The sequence below is a fragment of the Exiguobacterium sp. SH5S13 genome, assembly GCF_004337085.1.
GTDB lineage: Bacteria > Bacillota > Bacilli > Exiguobacteriales > Exiguobacteriaceae > Exiguobacterium > Exiguobacterium aurantiacum_A.
Map to the genome: position 1 here is coordinate 58,089 of NZ_SJUS01000003.1, position 18,820 is coordinate 76,908.

The following is an 18,820-nucleotide window of genomic DNA, read 5'->3' on the forward strand; positions in this document are numbered from 1 at the left end:
TGTATGGAATGTAAAAACAAATCCTGCCGCTATGCGACAGGATTTGTTTTTTAGTTAACGTCCAACCACTTGAAGCTAGCGTCAGCTCCGAACGGATGGCGGTACATGTTTTGAATGTTTGAGCGCTCGAGGTAAGCTTCACCTTTTTGGTAGATCGGTGCGATCGCGAAGTCGTCTTCGAGCAGGATGCGTTCAGCTTCTTGCATCGTCTCCCAACGCTTCATTTGATCAGCTTCTTTCTTCGCGCTTTGGATCAACTGATCGTACTCATCGTTCGAGTACGCCATCCGGTTGAACGGACCGTCTGTGATCCACATGTCGAGGTACGTCATTGGATCCTGATAGTCAGGGCCCCAGCCGGCAGCAGAGATATCATAGTCGCCTGCACCTTCAAGCTCGAGGAAGTTTTTGAACGGCTGTTGTTTGATGTTGAGTGTGAGTCCAGGCAAGTTCTTCTCGAGTTCACCTTTGATGTACTCGTTGACTTTCTTGAACGCTTCTTCATCACGCGAGAGGAACTCGAGTTCGATCGTCTCGACGCCGAGCTCGGCAAGTCCTTTATCCCAGGCAGCTTTCGCTTCGTCGACGTTGTAGCTTTGAAGATCAGGATACTTCTCGCGGAAGTCCGCGCCGTCTTCCGTGAACGTGAAGTCCTTAGCGACGATGAAGTTGGCCGGCTGTGAACCGTCTGTCAAGATGACGTCGGTTACGCCTTGCTTGTCGAAACCTTTCGCCAACGCTTCACGAATATTCACGTTTTGGAGTGCTTCATTCTTTTGGTTGAAACGAAGGAAGTTGATCCGTGCGTCAGCACGTGTTTTAAACTCTTCTGCTTCTTGGAATTGTGGAACGAATTCAGAAGACAAGAGTGTATAGTCGACTTCACCTGATTCGAACAAGTTGACACCGGTCGCGACTTCTTTGACGACTTTGACGTTAATCGTGTCCATCTTGACGTTTTCAGCGTCCCAGTAATCCGGGTTCTTTTTATAAACCCAACCTTCGTTGTCTTGCCAGCTATCAAGTACGTAAGGGCCGTTGTAGAGCGTTTTATCGACGGCCGTCGCGAACGACTCGCCTTGTTCTTCGACAAACTCTTGTTTTTGCGGCATGTACGTCGGGAATCCTGTCAACCCGAGGAAGTATGGAGCCGGTGCTTCCAATTGAACTTCAAGCGTCTTCTCATCGACTGCTTTCGCACCGAGTGAATCGAGTTCAGCTTCGCCGCCGAGGATTTTGTTGGCATTCTTCAAGTCTTGAAGGATGTATGCGTACTCTGCACCTGTTTCGGGATTGAGGGCGCGTTTCCACGAGTAGACAAAGTCTTCAGCTGTGACAGGTGAGCCGTCTGACCAGTTGGCGTCACGTAATTTAAATGTGTATGTAAGACCGTCTTCCGAAATCTCGACGTCCTCAGCAATACCTGGTACCGGTTGGTTGTTCTCATCGAGACGATACAGTCCCTCGAAGACGTTGTTTGTCACGATGATCGATGTCGAGTCGGTCGTGAGCGTCGGGTCAAGCTGTGGCAAATCAGTTGCCGAAACGAGCGTGACTTCTTTTTTCGCGTCACTTGATGACGACCCATCAGACGAATCTGTTGCCTCTTCTCCACCGCCACATGCTGCTGTGGCAAGCAAAGCGACACCCGATAAAGCTAACCATTTTTTATTCCGCATTGTCTAACCTCCCGAAAATTCTGATTGTTTCGAATATATTGCAATTAAACTACAAACAGAATGAATGCGCAATGAAATTTTTTAAATTATTCGAAAATATAAACATTACTGAAACACCTATCTAAACGTTCCTTTATTCAGTAGAATGAGAAAATCATCGGATGATTATACATTATTTACGCATAGTTATTCGTTTACAGCTAATTATTTTGGAGGTCTTTGAATGAAGTCACAATCAGCCGGTATCGGCTTTTTCGGGCTCGCTGCCATGGTCGTCGGGACGATGATTGGCGGAGGAGCTTTTAACTTACCAGGCGCGATGGCCCAAGGTGCCGGGGTCGGATCAGTGATGATCGGCTGGACCATCACAGGGGTCGGTATGATTATGCTGGCGTTCGTATTCCAATTTTTGGCGGATTCACGTCCTGAACTTGAGGGTGGGATTTATGCCTACGCCAAAGAAGGGTTCGGGAAGTTCGTCGGCTTCAATAGCGGCTGGGGTTATTGGATGTCCGCTTGGATTGGGACGGTAGCGAACATCACGCTGATCTTTAGCACGCTCAGTTACTTTTTCCCGATTTTTTCAGCAGAGCATCGATTGTTCCGGTTAGTGATGAGCGCGTTCTTCATCTGGGGGCTGTTCTGGCTCATCTCTCGAGGGATGAAGGAGGCGGCGCTCTTGAACATCGTCACGACGATCGCGAAGCTCGTCCCGATCTTCTTGTTCATCGTGCTCATTTTGTTTGCGTTCCAGATTGAGACGTTCCAAATCGATGTTTGGGGAGAGTCCGGGTTCAGTTGGTCGCACGTGTTTCCCCAAGTGAAATCGACGATGCTCGTGACGCTTTGGGCGTTTGTCGGCATTGAAGGCGCGGTCGTCTTATCGTCGCGGGCGCGCAATAAGCGCGATGTCGGGCGGGCGACGGTGATCGGCCTCATCGGGACGCTGTTGATTTACATGATGATTTCAATCTTCTCCTTCGGCGTCATGACGCAAGAACAACTTACGGCGCTCCCGGAACCGTCGATGGCGTACGTGCTCGAAGCGGTCGTCGGTCCGGTCGGTGCGACGATCATCAATATCGGTCTGCTCGTGTCGCTCGCTGGGGCGTTGCTCGGGTGGACGATATTGGCGACGGAGATCTCCTACGTGGCGAGCCGGGACGGTGTGTTCCCGAAATTGTTCAATCGGCTCAATCGAAATGATACGCCGGTGAGCGCCTTGTTCATCACGCAAGCGTTCACGCAAGCAGTCACGGTCATCGCCTTGTTCTCGGAACAGACGTACTTGGTGCTCTCGAGCATCGCCGGTATCGCCGCGCTCGTGCCTTACTTATTCTCGGCCTTGTTCGGCTGGAAAGAGGCACGGCGGACTGGTGTTCGGAAAATGGTCCTCGTTTCGAGTGTCGCCTCGCTCTACGCGGCATGGTTACTCTACGCATCCGGGATTGAATACATGCTCATCGCAATGATTTTGTATGCGCCGGGAATCTTCGTTTTCATGCTCGCAGAACGGGAGCAAGGACGGAAGTTCCTAAGCGGGATTCAGTATGCGATTGCGACTGTCATCATCCTCGCGGCGACTTATGGTGTGTACGGACTATGGACGGCTGCCATTAGCCTCTAATCAAAAGAAGCACCGGTCGTCGAGATGACGACCGGTGCTTCTTTATGTCTCGTTATTCGTGAGCAACCGGACGACTTGGTCGGGTGGCATTGGTTTGGCGTATAAAAATCCTTGGAACGAGTCGCAATCGGTCTCTTTTAAATGGTCGAGCATGATTTGGTCTTCGACGCCTTCGGCGACGACGTGAAGGTTCAAACTCTTACCGAGATGGACGATGACGTCGAGTAAGTGAGACTTCGACGTCAACCAGTCGTCGAGGAACACTTTGTCGATCTTCAGCTCGTCGACCGGGAACGATTTCAAGTATTGAAGCGACGAGAAGCCGGTTCCAAAGTCGTCGATCGACAGGCGGTAATCGAGCCGTTTGATTTGATTCATCCGAGCGATGGTTTCCTCCGTCTGTTGCATGACGAGACTTTCCGTGATCTCGAGGATGACGTCGGACGGGTTCAAGTCGAGTTGTTGCTTGATGTTTCGGAGCGTGTTGATGAAACTCTCGCTGCGGAACTGGTTCGGCGAAATATTGACCGCCATCGATAGAGGATGATTGACGAGCGGTTGCCACACTTTCAGTTGCTTGGTGGCCTCAAGAATGACCCAGTTGTTGATCGGGACGATCAGCGCCATCTCTTCAGCGAGCGGGATGAACTCCGAAGGCGGGATTTGCCCGAGTTGGTCGTGATGCCAGCGCAGTAACGCCTCAAATCCAATCAGCTTATCCGTTTTCAAGTCGAACTTCGGTTGGTATTCGAGATAAAAATGTTTTTCTTCGAGCGCTTGGTACAGCGCTTTTTCGATATGGATTTGTCTTGAGAACGCATCGTCCATGTCTTTCGTGACGAATTGGATCGTCCCGACACCGATGCGCTTGCCTTTGAACAAAGCGCTCTCGGCCCGGGTGTACAGCTCGTCCAACGAATTAGTGGCCGACGGGTAGAACACGCAACCGATCGAGATCGATAACATGATCGAATGGTGGTAAATCCGGAACGGTCGTTGCAGTTCGTGTTGCAGTTGACGAAGCAGCTGGAACACTTCTTCTTTTGATTGTTCAAAGAAAAGAATGCCGTACAAGCCGCCCGAAGGATGGAACATGACACTCGACTGGGGCAGGAAGCGTTCAGCCCGGTCTTTAATTTGGAGCAACAGTTCATTGCCGACGCGTGAACCGAACGACTCGTTAATAATTTTGAACCGATCGATATCGAAGAGGGCGACGTGCAACAACCCGTTATGTTCTTTCACGTCAGTAAGTGAGTGCGCATATTGGCGCAAGAGCCCTTTTTTATTTAACAGCCCGGTCAAATCGTTGTGATAGGCGAGGTAGTTCACTTCTTGTTCGAGACGTTTCTTATCAGACACGTCGAAACCAAACGCCGTGTACTGGGCGATTTCGCCGTCTTCACTTAAAATCGGTACAATCGTCAAGTTGAGCCAGCAGATGTTTGTCACATGTCGTTGCGACCGAATCGGCATCTCGCCGTTCCAAATTTGATCGGTCGTGAGCGCTTGACGTACCACACCCGCAAGCGGATCATCTTCAAAAGAGGGGTGAATGAGCTCGAACCAGTTACGACCGATGAATTGTTGGTCAGGTGCCCCGATCAAGTCGCACAACAGCGGATTGATCTCGGTGATCTCGCCACGAGCGTTGGCTGCCAAATAATAAGTCGAATGCTCGATCATCGCTTGGAAGTGGTGGAGCAGGTTGAACTGCTCGCTGCTGATGAGCGGACCGAAGCCTTTCGGTAGGAAGGCTAAAAAATAGCCGTTGATGTCGTTGATTGAAAAAGTTTGTAAGTAAGCGGTCGCATAGACGACCGAGCCGTTTTTATGTTTAAACGCCGTCAACGCCGTCGTTGAGAATGGATATTGAAGGAGCAATGGTGACCACGTTTCAAGCGCCTGTTCTAAATGTTGGACGACGGGTAGTGCGTGGTGTAGTAACTCGTCACGCTCCCAACCGAACAGCGTCTCTGCTTGTTCGTTCCAAAGGAGGACGGTGCCGTCAAAATCGATGTAACAGCATGGGATCGATAGGGCATCGATGAACGTATCAATCGGCAAATCACGCAATGAAGCCATACAAATTCCTCCAATCTGCATCAAATAAGTCATACTATACGTTCAGTGTACCTTATTTTCCCAACTCAAGGAACAGGCAAGCTCGTCGTTGTCAAAAGAAAGACAGTCATCATATACTGAAGGAGTAAGGTAGTTTTTTTCATAAGGGGGAAATCAAATGTCAAAAACACAAGAAGTGATTGAATTGACAGAGAAGTTCGGGGCGCACAATTATCATCCGCTTCCAATCGTCATCTCGGAGGCGAAGGGGATTTGGGTGACGGACCCGGAAGGAAATCGTTACATGGATATGTTGAGTGCGTATTCGGCTCTCAACCAGGGGCATTGTCATCCGAAAATCATTCAAGCGTTAAAAGATCAGGCCGACAAGATCACGTTGACGTCACGTGCTTTCTACAATGATCAGCTAGGTCGCTTCTACAAAAAAGTGGCAGCGCTTACAAATAAAGAAATGGTGTTACCGATGAACACCGGTGCCGAAGCGGTCGAGACCGCGGTCAAGGCATCACGGCGCTGGGCCTATGAGGTCAAACAAATTCCGGGGCAAGCCGAGATTATCGTCTGCACCGGCAACTTCCATGGACGGACGATGGCGGCTGTGTCGATGTCGACAGAAGCGGACTATCAGCGCGGTTTCGGACCGCTCCTCCCAGGCTTCAAAGTCGTGCCGTACGGAGACATCGACGCGTTCGAGGCGGCGATCACGGAGAACACGGCAGCGTTCATCGTTGAACCGATTCAAGGGGAAGCGGGTATCATCATCCCGCCGGCGGGTTACTTGAAGCGGGCTTCTGAACTGTGTAAGGCGAACAACGTGTTGTTCATCGCAGACGAGATTCAGTCAGGTCTTGGCCGCTCTGGAAAATGGTTCGCGATCGAGTGGGAAGGCGTCGATCCCGATATGTATATCCTCGGAAAAGCACTCGGTGGCGGTGTCTTCCCGGTATCGTGTGTGGCTGCTAACGAAAGCGTCCTCCAAGTGTTCAATCCAGGATCGCACGGGTCGACGTTCGGGGGGAACCCGCTCGCGGCGGCGGTATCGATCGCTGCGCTCGAGGTGCTTGAAGAAGAACAGCTTCCGGAGCGTTCGCTCGAACTCGGGACGTACTTTATGGACCGTTTAAAGTCAATCGACAACCCACGCATTAAAGAAGTCCGGGGCCGCGGTCTATTCATCGGGATCGAGTTGACGGAAGCGGCTCGTCCTTATTGTGAGGCGCTTAAAGAGCGGGGCTTGCTCTGCAAGGAGACGCACGAGACGGTCATTCGACTCGCGCCACCGCTTGTCATCACGAAAGAAGAACTCGATGAGGCGTTCACGGCGATCGAGGCTGTATTCGCACCGACTCCTATTTCATAATGCAAGAGGGCTTGTTATAATTTGAGAAGAAATGCAGACACCTGCCGGGCGATGTTTTCGCGGCAGGTGTCTTTTCGTAAGGAGGAACGGTCGTGCTCTACGTTTACGTTGGTTTAGCAGGAGCGCTTGGAGCGCTAGCAAGGTATGGGGTCGGTATAGGGATGCATACGTTGTTTACAGGTACATTTCCGCTAGGGACGCTCACCGTCAACTTGATCGGCAGTTTTCTACTCGGTTGGCTCACCCATTACTTGTTTCAAACTGGACGGCTCTCACCGATGGTCATTACGGCGCTCGGTACAGGGTTTATCGGTTCGTTCACGACGTTCTCGACGTTCAGTGTCGAGACGATTGTGATGATTGAGTCAGGGAACCTGATCGGAGCGCTCACCTATGTGACACTGAGCATCGTCCTCGGCCTGTTCAGCTCGTGGTTAGGCTATAAGCTAGGAAGAAGACGATTACGGCGTTTTGTGAAGCGAAAGGGGGAGGCGTGATGACTATTGTGACAGTGATGATCGGTGCCTTTTTCGGGGCGATGGCCCGCTTCGGGATTGGTCAGCTCGTTAAAGTATGGACGACGTCGGTCTTTCCTTGGGCGACTTTGTTCGTGAACGTGACCGGATCGTTTTGGCTCGGATATTTGTATGCGGCCCCTGTACCTTCGATGGTGGGACTCGGAATCGGCGTCGGCTTCCTCGGTTCGTTCACGACGTTCTCGACGTTCAAACTCGAAGTGATGCGGTTCGTGACGAAAGATTGGCTTCGCTTTGGTTTATACTTATTCGCGACGTATGTCTTCGGTTTAATTGCCGCCTACCTCGGCTACCAATTTGAACAATAAACAATCCCTCGGAAACTCCGAGGGATTATTTATTGTTCAGCGAGTTGAAGCTTTTCAGCACATGATGCGCATGTGCTTTCATAAGACTCACACTGCTCATCCATATGTTGTCCGCATTCTTGACACGTCTTATCTGGTAATTTCCGATAAAATTCGACTGACGATTCGAGTCGGCTTGCCCATTCATTCATATAAAGCGCCTCCTTTAAGTATGCGTGCGTTTGTTAAGTTGTATTCATTGTATTATAACAGTTGTGTTTAAGTCAATTATAATCTATAACAGATTTTTCTGTTTGGATTTGCTAAAATGAAATTATACGAAATGAGGTGACACGGATGAAGGCACCACAATGCGAAACAATCGCCATCCAAAGTGAAGACGTGGCTGTATTGCAACAGGCACTTGTGCGATTGGATGCGAACCGAGTCAGTCGGTTGTTTAAGGCGTTCGCTGATCCGACGAGACTGAAAGTGCTGTACGTCCTGACGCTCGAGCAAGAATTATGTGTCTGTGACATCGCCGCCGTGATCGGACACTCGACCGCGACCGCGTCGCATCATTTACGGACGCTCCTCGATCAAGGGCTCGTAAAATATCGTAAAGATGGGAAAGTTGTTTATTACTCATTAGATGACGAGCACGTTCGCCTTCTCGTCGAAATCGCGATGGCGCATAGTGCCGAACAGCAATCAGGTCTTTGAGAAGTGTCTACTGCGACAACACAGTAGACACTTTTTTTATTGTGTTCTCTTCCAATCAGCGTTACGATATATTCAAATAAACGTTTGAATGAAGTAGGAGGATGAGCTATGGAATCACGTGACGTCTTACCAGTCGAAGGTATAACTTGTACAAATTGTGCGGCGAAGATCGAGAAAAGCGTCTCGGAGCAGACCGGTGTCGCATCCTGTCAAATCGACTTTGCGACGAGCCGGATGATCATCGAATGGATTGATCCGGCCGAGCGTGAAACAGGGCTCCGTTCAATTGAAGAGACGATGGGGCGGATTGAACCGGGTGCGCATTTCGTGAAAACTGATCAAATCGAGCAAGCACCTAACCATTTGTTGTGGCGCTTTGGTATCGCCCTCAGCCTGCTTGTGCTCGCTCTCTTGACTGAATCACTGCCGTTATACGTGGTTGCTTATGCGGTCGCCGGCTATGATGTCGTCTATGCGGCAGCACGAAACGTATGGCATCGCGAATGGTTCGATGAGAAGTTTTTAATGACGATTGCGACGATTGGAGCGTTCGCAATTCGAGAATATCCGGAAGCGGTCGCCGTCATGCTATTTTATCAACTCGGTGAATACTTCCAAGGACGCGCCGTCCATGCGTCGCGTCGGTCGATCCAGTCATTATTGAATATGAAACCGACGATGGCACGTGTGCTCGGTCCCGACGGTGAGTTCGAACGGCGTCCCGAAGATGTGGCAATTGGCTCGGTCATCATCGTCCGTGCCGGCGAACAAGTTCCGATGGACGGGAGCGTCGTGATCGGATCGAGTTCACTCGATACGGCATCATTGACGGGCGAATCGGTTCCCCGTCAAGTCGGACCGCACGATGAAGTGCTCGCCGGAATGGTCAATTTAGAAGGGCGGCTTGAAGTGCGCGTCAAACGATCAGCGACGGAGTCGAGCTTGCAAAAGATGATTGCGCTTGTCGAACAGGCAAGCTCGAACAAAGCGAAGACAGAGCAGATGATCACACGCTTAGCCAGAGTGTATACGCCGATTGTCGTCGTTTTAGCAGCAATCGTTGCGTTCATCCCACCTCTTTTCGTTGGGAATTTAGAGGAGTGGGTGTATCGCGCCTTAATTTTCCTCGTCATCAGTTGCCCATGCGCACTCGTCATTTCAATTCCGTTAGGTTATTTCGGCGGGATCGGGGCTGGTTCTAAACGAGGGGTTTTGGTCAAAGGCGGCGAGTATTTAGACGTGCTCGCCGAAGTGAAGACGGTCATCTTTGACAAGACGGGAACGCTCACGACCGGTCGCTTTGAAGTGACGGACGTGACGACGAGCGGAGACGTGACGGAAGCGGAGTTGTTAACGCTCGCTGCCCGTGTTGAGATGGCATCGACACATCCGCTGGCAAAAGCAATCGTCGCGAAGGCGAGCAAGACGACCGCGTTTGCGAATATTACCGAAGACCCGGGCTACGGTCTGACAGCGACAGATAGCACGGATACAATCTATGTCGGAAGTGCCCGTTTCATGAGGAAGTTAGGACATTCGATTCAAGATGAACAAATGGGCACAAGCGTCCACGTCATGAGAAATGACCGCTGGCTCGGGCGGATTGAACTGATGGATACGGTGAAAGAGGATGCCGCAGCAGCCGTTGCCGCGCTAAAACGTCTCGGCTACCACACGGTCATGTTGACAGGGGACCGGGATGAAGTTGCGACGTCGGTCGGTTTGAAAATCGGAATCGATGAAGTGAAAAGTGAGTTACTTCCCCATCAGAAAGTCGAGGAAGTGGAGAAGTTGGCCGCGCGAGGGAAAGTCGCGTTCGTAGGCGACGGTTTGAACGATGCGGCAGCGCTAGCCCGTGCGGACGTCGGACTCGTCATGGGTGGAATCGGGAGCGATGCCGCAGTGACGGCGGCAGACCTCGTGCTCATGAATGACGCACCGAGCGATGTCGTTGCGGCGATTGAGCTAAGTCAGCGGACGAAGCGGATCGTGTGGCAAAATATTGTCCTCGCATTCGGGATGAAGGCGCTGTTCCTCCTGCTCGGCGTGCTCGGACTCGCATCGATGTGGGAAGCTGTGTTCGCAGACGTCGGCGTCGCGTTGCTTGCCATCGGCAACGCGACTCGCTTGATCCGTTCCAACTAAAAAAACTTCAAGCGAGCTTGAAGTTTGGTGAATGCTTGAGACCGATCAGTTGTGATCGGTCTTTTTTTGACGTGTTTTGAAAATCATGAACACGAGGATGATGATAGTCGCTACGAGTAAGAAAACGATTGAGTACAGTGCTTGAATGACGATATCGATTTGATTTTGAGTGGATACGAGCTCTTTCCGGATATCGTTGTATTGCATCTGTTTCAAAGCTCTTAAATCTTCTAGTATCGTCTGCCGTTGATCGGTCATTGACTCTGCCGTCGATGTCGCCTGTTCGATGTCACCGCTCTCGTACATGACGAGGACGAGGTCGGCTTCTTGTTCCCAAATGCCGTCCCGATGCAGTAAGTCGAGAAATGAACTTGGCGTTCTCCGATCATTCTTGATAGATTCCTTCAATTCTTTCGCACGTTGGGACATGCTGTAATAGGCTTCTAAAAAGCGGCGGTCTTCATAGGCGAGGAGACCGCGGATGGCGTTGGCACGTTCGATATTGTAGTACATGATGTCTTCAATTGCTTCATATGAATCGAAGCGTTGCTCGTGAATGGTATCGATCTGGTCAGTCGTGTTTCGCAGTTGAACGATGAAACTGGCGATGACGAGGACGATTAACACGGACAATGCGGCGAGTAGCAACAGGCACTTTCGTTGGGACATGTTCATCCCTCCTTATGAAGACAATCGTACAATATTTTTCGGGTTTCAGCATAAAATATTTTTTTGGGAAAGGAAAAACCGGGTAAAGAGTTAAATATATAATTATGACGTTTCTTGTTATCGCTTACAATAGACGATGGAATGATTTCATTCATAAGGAGAGTAAATATGCCAGAGAACTCGTCGTTAAAAAAGTTACATCAGGTCTTAAAAACAAAACGGACCAACCTTCAATATGAAATCCCGACCTTGTGGAACCGGATGCGATTTCCGGCAGAACCCGTGCGCGACGGTGTCGAGCGGGTGAACCCGTACGACTTTTTAATCGATACGATTGAACGAGGCATTCTTCCGCACGCTGTCAACGGGCGTGATTATCGTCAGTCGATCGCACAAGCGGACGGGCACCTCGAGACAGGGGGAGACTGGATTAAGCGCTCCTCGGTTTACTCGATGCAAGTCCGGACCTCGACGTCGTGGGACCATGACGGGTCAGGCTACGTCGAGATGGACAACTCTCAAGGCATGAAAGATACCGGCACGTTCGTGAAAACGCTGGCTCTGTTGCCGCACTTGTTATACATGGGGATCGACACGTTATTTTTATTGCCGATCTCGCAGCACAGTCATAAAAATAAGAAAGGTGAGTTCGGTTCCCCATACGCTGTCCAAGATTTCTTTGCCATCGACGAAGAACTAAAAGAGACATTGACAGGGGACGGGTTGACGGTCGAGGAAGAGTTCGCCGCTTTCGTCGAGGCGTGTCATATGGTGGGCATTCGTGTCGTCATCGATATCATTCCTCGCACATGCGCCCGCGATAACCGTCTCATTTTAGAAAATCCGGAATGGTTCTACTGGATCCCGGTTGCGGAACTCGCTTACTATCACCCGCCTCACGTCCCGGGAATTGGAGAAAACGTGAAGCCTGAGTATGCATTCCTGCCGATGATCTATGGATCTGAGGACGTTTGGCATCATCTCCGCCGCTTCTCGATGGCGCCTAATCTCGTCGATGCTGCCAAGTGGGAGACGGTGAAAGCCTACTTGGTCGAACATCCAGAGGAAAACTTACTTGCCGTCATCGAGCGTGAGTTCGGTTTGACGACCGCTCCGGCGTTCTCGGACTGTATCAACGATCCGCAACCGCCGTGGTCGGACGTCACATACTTCCGCCTGTTCCTCGACCACCCGACAGCAGCTGCACCTTATGTCGGCGAGGCGAGTCTGGCACCGTATATTTTGTTCGACTCGATCAAGTCGAACCAGTTCCGGGGTGACGAGATCAACGAGCCGCTTTGGGCGATGTTAGCCGACATCATCCCGCATTATCAACGCGAATATGGGATTGATGGTGCCCGAATCGACATGGGACACGCTTTGCCGGTCGATCTCGCCCAGCGCATTTTGACAGAGCCGCGTCAACTCGATTCGAACTTCAGTTTCATCGCCGAAGAACTGATCGAAGTCGGGGCTTGGGCGGCGCGTGACGCCGGCTACAATATGATCATCGGATACGGATTCTATAAAGAGCCGCGTTTTGACACGCATGAAACCCATCAATTCATCTACGACTCACGTTTCTTGCCGTTGCCGGTATTTGCGGCTGGTGAGACAGCCGATACACGCCGGATTGCGACACGAGACGGTGGACGCCAGGCGAGTCGCTTGCTCACCGTACTGAACGGCTTCATGCCGAACGGGGTGCCATTGACGAACTCGGGGCTTGAACTGTATGAGACGCAGCCGATGAATACCGGTCTCGATTGCCGACCGGAAGAGGCGTATCAGTTGTTCCCGACCGATCCATATTTCGGGAAACTTGCTTTCTTCGACGCGTATCAGTTCCATTGGGATCATCCCGAGCGGACTGAAATGGTCGAACTCATGCATCAAGTGGCGGAAGTTCGCCGCCGTTGGCTCGATGTTCTCGTCGACCCGAGTCACTTTGAACCGCTCACGATGATGGATATGGGGGCGCCGTTCATCGGTCTGGCTTGGTTACGGGCAGATACGAACGAGACGTTGCTCATCATCGCCAACACGAATATGCAAGAGCACCTGCGAGGGAAGGTGCCGCTCGATGGGGTGCGTCGCCGGAACTGGAACGCGAGTCGGTTCGCCGAGATGGTGTACTCACCGAACTCATGGCCGTACGCCGAGCATTCGTTCGACGACAACTGGGACCTTTGGGTCGATTTGATGCCAGGCGAAGTCAAAATCTATGAAATGAAATAAGCAACGCCTCGGATCCGTAAGTGGATCCGAGGCGTTTGTCTGTTCAAGCGTTTTGTTTCATGTAATAGATGACGAACTCGTCGAGCGGCATCGGTTTCGCGTAACGATACCCTTGCATCGAATTGCAACCGATCCGCCGAAGGAACGTCTCTTGGTATTCGGTCTCGACGCCTTCAGCGACGAGAGCCATCCCAAGTTGTCGTGCCATGGCGACGATGGTCGCGGTCACGGTTTGATACTCGCGATTTTCTTCTAGCTGCATCGTGAACTCCCGCGGGATCTTTAACTCGTCAATCGGATAGCGGACGAGATAGGCGAGTGAGCTGTAGCCGGTCCCGAAATCGTCGATCGATAGTTTGATGCCGAGTGCCTTCAACTCGAGAATTCGATTTAAGACGCGGTCCGACTGGTGCGCCGCGACCGTTTCGGTCAACTCGAAGTTCAAGCGGCTCGGTTCGATCGGGAAGCGTTCGAACAACGTCGTCAAATAATCGATCAAGTGTTCATCGAACAATTGCCGGACCGACAAGTTGACCGATAGTTTCGGCAAATCGATGTCGCCTTGTTCAAACGCGTACATCAGTTGGAACGTCTCATGAATCATCCAACGACCGAGGTCATGAATATGACCGGTCTCTTCGGCGATCGGAATGAATTCGCTCGGCGGGATGAACTTGCCGTCGCGTTGCCAACGCATGAGTGCCTCGGCGCCGATGATCGCCTTCGTCGAGGCATCGACCTGTGGCTGGAGATAAAGTGAGATCTCACCTTTCTCGAGTGCCATATCAAGTCCTTCCATCAACAATTTTCGTTCTTCCTTGTCGACGCGAAGCGCAGGAGCGAAGATGACGGTCTCATCGCGTCCTTTGTCTTTTGCCTTATACATGGCCAAATCGGCGTTTGATAAGAGGTGCTTCAGCGTCGTGCCGTGCTCCGGATAACGGACGATTCCGATTGAAGCATGAATTTCTACGAGGTTCCCGGCCATGAAATAAGGAGGACGATAAACGAGACGACGTAAACGTTCAACGAGAATTTCATCATCATTGTGTTCGGCGACGACGATGAATTCATCGCCTCCAAGTCGTCCGGCATATTCGTTTGGCAACAAGGCGCTGCGTAGACGTTTACCGATGTGCTGTAGCAACTGATCACCCATATGATGGCCGAACTGGTCGTTGATTTCTTTGAACCCGTCGAGGTCGGAGAACATGAGTGTGAACGAGCGGCCGTCCGCGATCAGGCGTTCAATCTGTTCTTGCAGCGCGTAACGGTTATGCAGCCCGGTCAAGCTATCGTGGTTAGCCTGGTACATGATCTGTTCTTGCTGGACGATCATTTGCGTGATGTCTTTGACGATGGCATAGATGCCTTCGACTTCCCCGTCAATGATCATCGGGATGTTCATCAATTGCCAAACGCGTGCCGAACCATCTTCTGTCACGACATTGACGTCTAATGTTTGCGGACGTCCGTTCGTAAGGTCACGTAACACGTTCGTATAGGCGGATCGATCCGTTTGTTCGATGATGTCTAAAATATTTGATCCGATGAGCGTCTCGGTGTCATGACCGAGGACAGAGCTCCCTGCTTCGTTGACGGACAACACTTCGCCGTCAAGGTCGAACAAAAAGATGGGCTCTGCGTGATACGCGAACAGCGAGCGGTACTGTTGTTCACGGAGTTCGAGCTCGTGGGCTTTCGTCGTGACTGCGACTTCGAGGTCTGTATTGACGGTATGTAACCGATGGCTAATGAGTGCGTTCTGTTTGGCGACAACGAATTGACGGATGAGGAGCAGCAACACCGCGTTCGCAATCATCGAGTCGATGATCGAGGTGCCGAGCAGTCGATCCGAGGCGAGCATGTACAACATGACAATCGTACTGTAGATGACGTAATCAAACACAGAATCATGAGCGAGGACGTCTTCTGTCGATTCATCAAACAAATAACTGATTGAAATGATGAGAATACTGATTACTTGAAGCAAATGGAGGAGCTCATGGCCGATACCGGTGAACAACTGCAGCTCATTGATGATCGAGGCGGTTGTAAAACCGAGAATCCCGATGAGGAGCATCACGCGGAAGCCTTGCCCGGATGTCACGATGCGATTCAAATATAAGAAACCGAGCACCATGTAAAGGCTGATGAGCACCATCTGTTCTTCAAAGCCGTTCAAATTCGTGACATACTGGCCGCCGTTCTTTGTGTAAAAAAAGATATGCAACGCACCGACAATCAAAAAGCTGAGCAGTGCGAACACATCAAACGTACGCAACTTCAACGTTCTAATTTCAATCGATTGGGTGATGACGATGAGGGCCATGATCAAATAAAAGAAGTTTTGAATGAACAGCATCATGTCAATTGGCATCGCCGTGGTAAAGCGGTGTCCCACCAAATAAGCGATGAAACAGACGTTGCCAGCGCTAATGAGAAGATAGATATAGCGGCGCATCCCGTGATGGCGCAATACGGCACTCCCGCTTACCACGGTGGCGACGAGTGCGATGATCATAAAGTAGACGAACAAGCTCGTCTCCCTTAACGCATAAGGGCTGAATAAGATAACGAATAGACCGATAAAAAACGTCCCGACGAGAAGAGCGGGGACTGATTGGCGCAAAGTGTGGCTAGACAACTTATGCACCTCCTTCTGTATATGTCTCTGAGGCTCATCCTTATTATCGGACCGTTCGGGTATTTATTACACAAAAAAATCGACAGCACGATGCTGTCGATCAAAGTGTATACGAATGTTCTTTAAAGTTACCGACAATTGAGTCGATTTCTGAGACAGTGACGAACGCCTCGGAATCAATGTCTGAGACGATTTGACGCAACTTTGGAATCTCATTGTTTTGAACGACGACGTATAGCATTTTTTTCGCGTCGTTCGAATAGCCGCCGGTCGCGTCCATGATCGTGACCCCACGCTTCAAGTTCTGTTTGATGACCAAGTTGATCTCGTCCGCTTTTTTACAGATGATGAAACACTGTTTTTGGGCGGAGAAGAAGCGATGGATCGTCAACAGCGTCCGCGACCGGACAAAACTGAGGACGAGTGCGTACATGACCGCTTTAATATCGAACGTGATGAACACGAGAATATAGACGATGAGGTCTTGGGTCAAAAAGATTTTCGGGAGCGATAAGTTGCGGTTGTTCATGAAGATGACTTTCCCCAAAATATCGAGTCCGCCTGTCGACGCCCCGGCAAATAACAAAAGTGCCAAACCGAGTCCCGAGACGATCCCGCTGAAGACGGACGCGACGAGCGGATCGTCGAGTGGCGTCGGTGGAATGAGTACAGGCAGCGCATCGATTAAAATCGATGACAGGACGACGACGAGTCCTGTCATGAGAATAAATCGTCTCCCGAGATATTTGATCCCGATGATGAAGAGCGGGATGTTTAGCACCAACTGGGTGAGTCCGATCGGTGTGCCGAACAGCTCGTTGACGATGAGCGTGATGCCGACAATCCCGCCGGACCCGATTTCATTCGGCTTTAGGAGCAGGCCGACAAAGATAGATTGTAGAATCGTTCCGGCGATGATAAAAAGGACTGTCTCGACAGCGATCCGTTTACGTGATTTTGCGTACATATGAGTGGCTAAGGCGCCATACGCCTCCTTTGCATGAACTCATGCAAGCGTACTCCGATGAAGCCTTAATTTCAAGTCTTGAAAGATTATAACTCGTTATGAAAGCGGTCGATATCACTTGCTAGCTGTTCGTGGACGTAGTCGATGACTTGAGCGTCGTCAAACAGTCCGAGCGGGGCGTCGTCCGGGATTGCGTCGAACGGTGAGACGAAATAGAGCACGGCCGCGACGAGGGCGTGTTGCTTGTCGGGCTGCATCTCGAACTGGGCGTTGTAGACGGCGCGTAGCATGTTGAGCAGTTGTTTCATTTGGAAGTACAGTGTGAGCTCCTCTTCCCGTTCGATGTCGCTAATTTCGTTTGAAGCGACGTCGACCGTGACTTTTGCTAGGGCGAGTTCTCCTTGGACTAATAAGTCACCTAGCTGTTCGTTCTCGGTGAAGTCGGTTTGGGCGTTGTTTAAAAAGTGTGAATAAGTCGTTTTCCAATCTGACATGTTTTTCTCCTCCTTCTCTCTACATCTACTAATATGCCCGTTTTTGCGATTTGGTTGCAACTTTTCCGAAAATTTAAGAAGATAGGTGTAAGTGAAAAAGGAGGAACTGTACATATGTCTACTGTAACTTTACCGACCGAGGCAGAATTTGCCCGTTATGCTGAGCTTGCCGTCAAAAAAGGTGTCAACATTCAACCGGGTCAACAGCTCGAAGTCCGAGCCGATATTAGCCAAGCACCGCTCGTCCGTCAAATCGTGAAAGCGGCCTACGCGGCCGGGGCGAAACAAGTGTACGTCAACTGGAGCGATGAAGAGACGACGAAAGTGCGTTACTTCAACGCACCGAATGAAGCGTTCAAGGAGTTCCCGGAGTGGCTCAAAGCACGATTCGAGCAACTCGCGGAAGAGAAGACGGCGTTCTTGTCGATCGTCAGCGACGATCCCGACGCGCTAAACGGTGTCGAATCATCACGCATCGCCGACTCGAACCGGGCGTCTGGTGTCGCGCTCGCGAAATGGCGTAAGTATGTCATGAGTGATAATGTCAGCTGGTCAATCGTGGCCGGTGCTTCTGAAGCGTGGGCGAAAAAAGTATTCCCAGACCGTGAAGATGCGGTTCCAGCCCTGTGGAGAGCGATTTTCGCAGCGACACGAATGGACCAAGACGATGTCGTTGCCGCCTGGGACGAGCACGATCAAGCGTTGCGCTCGCGGGCGCAGCTGTTGACGGACAAGAAATACGCGAAACTTCACTACAAAGCACCAGGCACGGAATTGACGATCGGTCTTCCGAAGAAGCACGTCTTCCTCGGCGGCGGCGGTCCGAACCTGGACGGCGTCGACTTCATCGCCAACATGCCGACGGAGGAAGTGTTTACGCTCGCCGATAAAGATGCGGTCGAAGGACACGTGTCGAGCACGAAGCCGCTCAGCTACAGCGGAAACTTGATCGACGGGTTCACGCTTTGGTTCGAAGGCGGAAAAGTCGTGAAAGCGGAAGCGAAACAAGGGCAGGCGGCACTCGATGAACTGTTGAACCTTGATGAAGGGGCACGCCGCATCGGAGAAGTCGCACTCGTGCCGGACGATTCGCCGATCTCAAACTCAGGACTCCTCTTCTACAACACGTTGTTCGATGAGAACGCCTCGTGCCACTTGGCGCTCGGTCGTGCCTACTCGACGTGCCTCGAAGGCGGACCGGCGATGTCGGCCGAAGAACTCGCTGAGAATGGTGCGAACGACTCGATGACACACGTCGACTTCATGATCGGCTCGGCCGAAATGAATATCGACGGTGAGCTCGAGGACGGGACACGCGAAGCCATCATGCGTGATGGGAACTGGGTCATCTAATAGAAAACAA

15 protein-coding genes are annotated in these 18,820 nt (G+C 51.1%); 8 read left to right on the plus strand and 7 right to left on the minus strand.

Annotated elements, in window-relative coordinates; translation table 11 throughout:
- Positions 1 to 50: 50 nt before the first annotated feature.
- Positions 51 to 1,679 (minus strand): peptide ABC transporter substrate-binding protein, encoded by a 1,629-nt coding sequence (locus EVJ30_RS02950; protein ID WP_070328843.1) that lies wholly within the window; start codon positions 1,677 to 1,679, stop codon positions 51 to 53.
- 223 nt (positions 1,680 to 1,902) lie between these two features.
- Between EVJ30_RS02950 and EVJ30_RS02955 the strand changes: the two genes are divergently transcribed.
- Positions 1,903 to 3,306, plus strand: coding sequence for a basic amino acid/polyamine antiporter (locus tag EVJ30_RS02955; RefSeq protein ID WP_131467962.1), 1,404 nt, complete (start codon positions 1,903 to 1,905; stop codon positions 3,304 to 3,306).
- Between the two features lie 42 nt (positions 3,307 to 3,348).
- Here EVJ30_RS02955 and EVJ30_RS02960 read toward each other — a convergent pair whose 3' ends face one another.
- Positions 3,349 to 5,391: an EAL domain-containing protein gene (locus EVJ30_RS02960; RefSeq protein ID WP_236635557.1), complete on the minus strand. Its 2,043-nt coding sequence runs from the start codon at positions 5,389 to 5,391 to the stop codon at positions 3,349 to 3,351.
- Between the two features lie 157 nt (positions 5,392 to 5,548).
- On the opposite strand from EVJ30_RS02960, the gene EVJ30_RS02965 reads away from it, so the two are divergent.
- From EVJ30_RS02965 to EVJ30_RS02975, 3 genes are all read left to right on the plus strand, one after another.
- Complete coding sequence (locus EVJ30_RS02965; protein ID WP_131456740.1) at positions 5,549 to 6,751, plus strand: ornithine--oxo-acid transaminase; 1,203 nt, start codon at positions 5,549 to 5,551, stop codon at positions 6,749 to 6,751.
- A 92-nt stretch (positions 6,752 to 6,843) separates the two neighbouring features.
- Positions 6,844 to 7,248 (plus strand): fluoride efflux transporter CrcB, encoded by a 405-nt coding sequence (crcB, locus tag EVJ30_RS02970; protein ID WP_131467963.1) that lies wholly within the window; start codon positions 6,844 to 6,846, stop codon positions 7,246 to 7,248.
- Positions 7,248 to 7,595 (plus strand): fluoride efflux transporter FluC, encoded by a 348-nt coding sequence (locus EVJ30_RS02975; RefSeq protein WP_131456744.1) that lies wholly within the window; start codon positions 7,248 to 7,250, stop codon positions 7,593 to 7,595. The genes crcB and EVJ30_RS02975 overlap by 1 nt, the downstream gene beginning before the upstream one ends.
- Before the next feature lie 29 nt (positions 7,596 to 7,624).
- Here EVJ30_RS02975 and yhfH read toward each other — a convergent pair whose 3' ends face one another.
- Positions 7,625 to 7,786: a protein YhfH gene (yhfH, locus tag EVJ30_RS02980; protein ID WP_131456746.1), complete on the minus strand. Its 162-nt coding sequence runs from the start codon at positions 7,784 to 7,786 to the stop codon at positions 7,625 to 7,627.
- Positions 7,787 to 7,931: 145 nt separating this feature from the next.
- On the opposite strand from yhfH, the gene EVJ30_RS02985 reads away from it, so the two are divergent.
- Positions 7,932 to 8,297 carry an ArsR/SmtB family transcription factor gene (locus tag EVJ30_RS02985; RefSeq protein WP_131456748.1) on the plus strand — a complete coding sequence of 122 codons (366 nt, stop codon included), beginning with the start codon at positions 7,932 to 7,934 and terminating at the stop codon, positions 8,295 to 8,297.
- Between the two features lie 108 nt (positions 8,298 to 8,405).
- Positions 8,406 to 10,442, plus strand: coding sequence for a heavy metal translocating P-type ATPase (locus EVJ30_RS02990; RefSeq protein WP_131467965.1), 2,037 nt, complete (start codon positions 8,406 to 8,408; stop codon positions 10,440 to 10,442).
- Between the two features lie 45 nt (positions 10,443 to 10,487).
- Here the strand turns inward: EVJ30_RS02990 and EVJ30_RS02995 are convergent, their stop codons facing one another.
- Positions 10,488 to 11,111 (minus strand): hypothetical protein, encoded by a 624-nt coding sequence (locus EVJ30_RS02995; protein ID WP_236635556.1) that lies wholly within the window; start codon positions 11,109 to 11,111, stop codon positions 10,488 to 10,490.
- A 168-nt stretch (positions 11,112 to 11,279) separates the two neighbouring features.
- On the opposite strand from EVJ30_RS02995, the gene EVJ30_RS03000 reads away from it, so the two are divergent.
- The gene (locus tag EVJ30_RS03000) at positions 11,280 to 13,349 is read left to right on the plus strand and encodes an alpha-amylase family protein (RefSeq protein ID WP_131456753.1); all 2,070 of its coding nucleotides are present in this window, start codon (positions 11,280 to 11,282) and stop codon (positions 13,347 to 13,349) included.
- Between the two features lie 43 nt (positions 13,350 to 13,392).
- Here EVJ30_RS03000 and EVJ30_RS03005 read toward each other — a convergent pair whose 3' ends face one another.
- From EVJ30_RS03005 to EVJ30_RS03015, 3 genes are all read right to left on the minus strand, one after another.
- The gene (locus tag EVJ30_RS03005; protein WP_236635971.1) at positions 13,393 to 15,981 is read right to left on the minus strand and encodes a putative bifunctional diguanylate cyclase/phosphodiesterase; all 2,589 of its coding nucleotides are present in this window, start codon (positions 15,979 to 15,981) and stop codon (positions 13,393 to 13,395) included.
- A 115-nt stretch (positions 15,982 to 16,096) separates the two neighbouring features.
- On the minus strand, positions 16,097 to 16,963 hold the full coding sequence (locus tag EVJ30_RS03010) for a YitT family protein (RefSeq protein ID WP_131456755.1): 867 nt from the start codon (positions 16,961 to 16,963) through the stop codon (positions 16,097 to 16,099).
- 86 nt (positions 16,964 to 17,049) lie between these two features.
- On the minus strand, positions 17,050 to 17,457 hold the full coding sequence (locus tag EVJ30_RS03015; RefSeq protein ID WP_131456757.1) for a YkvA family protein: 408 nt from the start codon (positions 17,455 to 17,457) through the stop codon (positions 17,050 to 17,052).
- A gap of 114 nt (positions 17,458 to 17,571) precedes the next feature.
- Here EVJ30_RS03015 and EVJ30_RS03020 point away from each other — a divergent pair, with 114 nt between their 5' ends.
- The gene (locus tag EVJ30_RS03020; protein ID WP_131456759.1) at positions 17,572 to 18,810 is read left to right on the plus strand and encodes an aminopeptidase; all 1,239 of its coding nucleotides are present in this window, start codon (positions 17,572 to 17,574) and stop codon (positions 18,808 to 18,810) included.
- The last annotated feature ends 10 nt before the right edge of the window (positions 18,811 to 18,820 follow it).